Annotated in this window: 5 protein-coding genes and 1 pseudogene; 4 read left to right on the top strand and 2 right to left on the bottom strand. The window is 64.7% G+C overall.

Features of this window, described 5'->3' with window-relative positions; translation table 11 throughout:
* The 4 genes and pseudogenes from WAN71_RS20710 to WAN71_RS20725 form a co-directional block, all read left to right on the top strand.
* Window positions 1-458, top strand: a pseudogene (locus WAN71_RS20710) (DUF58 domain-containing protein); the annotation flags it as partial.
* On the top strand, window positions 455-922 hold the full coding sequence (locus WAN71_RS20715; protein ID WP_422227124.1) for a hypothetical protein: 468 nt from the start codon (window positions 455-457) through the stop codon (window positions 920-922). The pseudogene WAN71_RS20710 and the gene WAN71_RS20715, both read left to right, overlap by 4 nt.
* 151 nt (window positions 923-1,073) lie before the next feature.
* Window positions 1,074-1,331: a three-helix bundle dimerization domain-containing protein gene (locus tag WAN71_RS20720; RefSeq protein WP_422227125.1), complete on the top strand. Its 258-nt coding sequence runs from the start codon at window positions 1,074-1,076 to the stop codon at window positions 1,329-1,331.
* A gap of 220 nt (window positions 1,332-1,551) precedes the next feature.
* Window positions 1,552-2,865, top strand: coding sequence for an FAD-dependent oxidoreductase (locus WAN71_RS20725; protein ID WP_422227126.1), 1,314 nt, complete (start codon window positions 1,552-1,554; stop codon window positions 2,863-2,865).
* Here the strand turns inward: WAN71_RS20725 and WAN71_RS20730 are convergent.
* The gene (locus WAN71_RS20730; RefSeq protein ID WP_422227127.1) at window positions 2,862-3,635 is read right to left on the bottom strand and encodes an enoyl-CoA hydratase; all 774 of its coding nucleotides are present in this window, start codon (window positions 3,633-3,635) and stop codon (window positions 2,862-2,864) included. The genes WAN71_RS20725 and WAN71_RS20730 overlap by 4 nt on opposite strands.
* A 57-nt stretch (window positions 3,636-3,692) precedes the next feature.
* The coding region (locus tag WAN71_RS20735) for a proton-conducting transporter membrane subunit (protein WP_422227128.1) at window positions 3,693-4,114 on the bottom strand (422 nt) is incomplete at its 5' end.

Consider the following 4,114-nt stretch of genomic DNA (forward strand, 5'->3'; position numbering starts at 1 on the left):
GCGATCGGGCCGGCATCGTCGCCCTCGGCGGTCGCCGGCCCCGCTGGCTGGGCGCCGACATCGGGCAGCGTCAGTTCTATCGGGTGCTCGACACCGTGCTTGCCGCCGGTGACGAATTCGAAACCACCACTGGGACTTTGGCGCCGCGCGCAGCCATTCCGCCGGGTGCGATCGTGGTCGCGTTCTCCACGCTGCTCGACACCGAGTTCGCGCTGTCACTGATCGACCTGCGTAGACGCGGTCACGTCGTGGTGGCAGTCGATGTTCTGCAGGGCTCGCCGTTCGCTGCTCACCAGGACCCCCTGGTGGACAGGATGTGGACGTTGCAGCGGTCCGCGATGTATCGCGACATGGGCACCGTCGGTGTCGACGTGGTCGCCTGGCAGGCCGATCGCACCCTGGACCAATCGATGCGCCTGGTGCCCGATCGCCGTCGGCCGGTAACGGGACGCCGATGATGAGGCTTGGCGGGCAGCTGACGGCGCGCATTTTGGCCGCCCCCTTGTCAGCGGCCTTCGGCTTCTTGATGGTGGCCGCCGTAGGGATCGGGTCGCACGGTCCGACCCTGGTCGCTGCGACTGCGGCGGTGGTCGCGGTGCTGGCCGGAACCCTGTTTCGCCCGGTCGCCACGTTGGCGGTGCTGCTCACCGTGGCGGTGATTGCCCTGTCGAATCCGGCGGCCACGCTGGCCGCGGTGTCCGGGTTGGCCGCGGCCGTCTACTTGGTGCTGCGGCATGCGGCCGGTGGCGGCACCGGGCTCGACAGCGTCAGCGGGGCCAGCGTGGTCGGAGCCGTGGGATTCGCATTTGCGGGCGTGGTTGCGACGGCGTTTCCGCTGCAGCTGCCGTGGTTGCCGTTGCTGGCTCCGCTGGCCGTATTCGCGGTGTACTTGGTGGCGACCCGGCCGTTCCTGCGGAACTGAGGCACCAACCACCCTGCTCCGGGGCGCGGGCTATCGCGAACTTTACTCCGACGCGGTTGGGAGCAAAAGTGTTTTTTTCCAACGATTTACACAACACGTCGTTTACAAAACCCGTCTTGACCACCGTGGGGATGGCGGTAAGAATATCGGGATGCCTCCAGAAGAGCGGGCGTTTATTGGTGACGTCGAGCGTCGCCTGGCCAAGAAATACGCAGCTCTTCCCGAAGATCACATCGCCGCTGTCGTGCGGCATGCTTATGCACGATTCCAGAGCAGCCGGGTGCGCGATTTTATTCCGTTGCTAGTGGAGCGGCGTGCCGACGAGGACCTCGAGGAACTAAGCGTCTTGCGACCGGATCTAGCCGCGGTTGCCTTCGGCGATCTCGTCGTGGCGGGCGCCAAGACCTAGCGGTGTTCGAGTCGGTTTAAATTCGTTGGGACCGGCCATGATTGGCACTAGCCCCGCAACCATTTGGGCCGGCACCCTCACAAGCGCGGCTTTCCCTTCGGTGATTTTGGCCTGATTTTCCAGCTATTTCTGTACGGTAGGCCCGCATGACGGCTATCAGCCGTGGGCGGGTAGCCATGCGGGGCGGCCTCCGCGAACCTCGTTGGCGAAGGGAACATCGGTGAGCAAGCTTGGTGAGCGGGCCGTCGTCTGTGGCGCGGGGATGGGTGGGTTGCTCGCCGCTCGAGTGCTCGCCGACTTTTACGAGACGGTGACGGTGGTCGAACGAGACAAGCTGCAGGACGCTGCGGACCACCGGCGCGGAGTTCCGCAGGGACGGCACTTTCACGCGCTGTGGAGCCGCGGCGCCCAAGAGCTGGAACGGTTATTTCCGGGCATACACAGCGAACTCGTCGCCGCCGGCGCGGCGGTGTGCGACGAAGGCGACCTCTCGCGGGTGTCCATACGGGTTTCCGGTCACGAACTGAACAGATCCGGCAAATTCAATGACCCGGCATCGGTGGCCATTCACCTGCTTAGTCGTCCATTGTTGGAATCCCAGGTCAGGCGGCAGGTCAGCGCTATCGAGAATGTCGAGATTCTTGACGGCCACGACTTCGTCGAACCGATCACGCCGAGTCCACACCAAGTCACGGGTGCCCGCATCGTCGACCGCGACAGCGGCGCCAAGCAGGTGCTGGACGCCGATCTAGTTGTCGACGCGATGGGTCGCAGCGCACGCACCCCCGCCTTGCTCGACACCCTGGGCTACGGCCGACCTGCCGCCGAGCGCTCGACAGCCAGCGCGAACTACGCCAGCCTGTTGATGCGCATCCCGGAGGGGATCCTGCGCGAGAAAATGACCTTTGTCGTCCCGGAACCGAAACGACCTACAGGTGGCGCGTTTTCGGTATACGAGCACGACACATGGATATTCACCGTCGCCCGCTTGGCGCAAAACGAACCACCCGATGACGTGGCCAGCATGATTCGGATGGCCACCCAATTCGCGCCGCCTCCGTTGCTAAGGGCGCTGAAGCGCGCAGAACCGCTCGGTGAGATTTCGGTTTTTCGTTATCCGGGCGGCACCTGGCGACGCTATGACCAGATGCCGCGGTTTCCCGCGGGGTTGCTGGTGTTCGGTGACGCGATTTGCAGCACCAATCCGATTTACGGTCAGGGCATGACGGTGGCCGCGCTTGAGGCGACTGCCCTGCAGGAGTGTCTGGCTGAAGCAAATGGCGACTTGAGCGCTTTGAGCCAGCGGTTCTTCGCCGCTGCTGCCGGGGTGGTCGGCCCGTTGTGGGCATCCAACCAGTTCAACGATCTCTACTTGGCCAATGCCGACCCTGCGCATTCGGCGTCCAAGCAGATACTGGACTTCCGCGAGGCGGTGTTGAGTGCCGCCGAGAACAGCTCGGCGGTCACCGAGAAGCTCTATCGCTCGATGAACCTCGTCGACCCGCCGACCGACTACAGCCCGCTTCTTCGTTAGGGCTGAGGCCGGATCTGGCGGCGATTGCGCTCGCTGATTTCGGTGTAGCGGTCGCCCAGTCCATCGCGGTCTAGCTCTTGGGCGCCGGCGATGTCCTGCTCGGCGGCCAGCGCCGGATCGGTGACCGCCGCCGATCCGGTGACGTAGATTTCCTTGAGGCCGGCCATGATTGGCGCCGGTACCTCGGCGATCTGACCGGCCAGCTCAACCGCCCGCGCCAGCAGCCGATCGTGTGGGACCACTTCGGTGACTAGCCCGATCCGCTCGGCGCGCGCGGCATCGACGACTTCCCCGGTCATTGAAAGCCGCCGCGCCATGGCCCTGCCAACCAGCTGTGGCAGCCGGGCCGTCATACCGCCGCCGGGCAGGATGCCGACCCTGGCGTGGGTATCGGCTAAGACCGCGCGTTGCGAGGCGATAAGGAAGTCGCAGCCCAGCGCCATCTCCAGTCCGCCGGTGAACACCGGGCCGTTGATCGCGCCGATGATCGGCTTGTGCATCTGGGCTGTCTTGCGAATGCAGCTCTGCGTCTGAAATTGCTCGAAGTAGGCTGTCCCAAGCCGCTGGGCCTCTTTGAGGTCGACACCGGCGCAGAAAGCGGGGTCGACGCCGGTGAGCACCACCGCCCGCACCGACGGATCCCCATCGGCGTCGCCCAACGCCGCATAGAGCGCCTCGATCAGTTCGGTATTCAACGCGTTTCGCGCTTCGGGGCGGTTCATGGCCAGCACCCGCACCAGGCCATGGTCGCCTGCTTCGACGTATGTCATTCCTCGACGCTATCGCGCGGGAGAAAATGGGTGCGCGGGCCTGCCGTGCTTGAGCACCTAAATGAACTGTGCGGCCTGGTTGGCGAGATCGAGCAGCGGCTGCGGGAAGACGCCCAGGCCGATGGTGACCACTGCGCACACCGCGATCGCGGCTTTACTCCAGAAGCTCGGCATCACGACGTGCACCTGATCTGCGGGCGGCTCAGTGAAGAACATCAGCACGATCACCCGCACATAGAAGTACGCCGCTACCCCGCTGGCGATCACACCGATGATGACCAACGGCACGGCGCCGCCCTTGGCCGCCGCTTGGAAGACCGCGAACTTGCTGACGAACCCGCTGGTCAACGGGATGCCCGCGAACGCCAGTAAGAACATCGAAAATAGCAGTCCCACAACGGGATAACGCTGGCTCAACCCGGCCCAATGCGACATGGTGGCGTCTTCGTCGCCGTCCGGGTTGCGGACCAGGCCGACGA

Source organism: Mycobacterium sp., from assembly GCF_049280035.1.
Lineage (GTDB): Bacteria > Actinomycetota > Actinomycetes > Mycobacteriales > Mycobacteriaceae > Mycobacterium.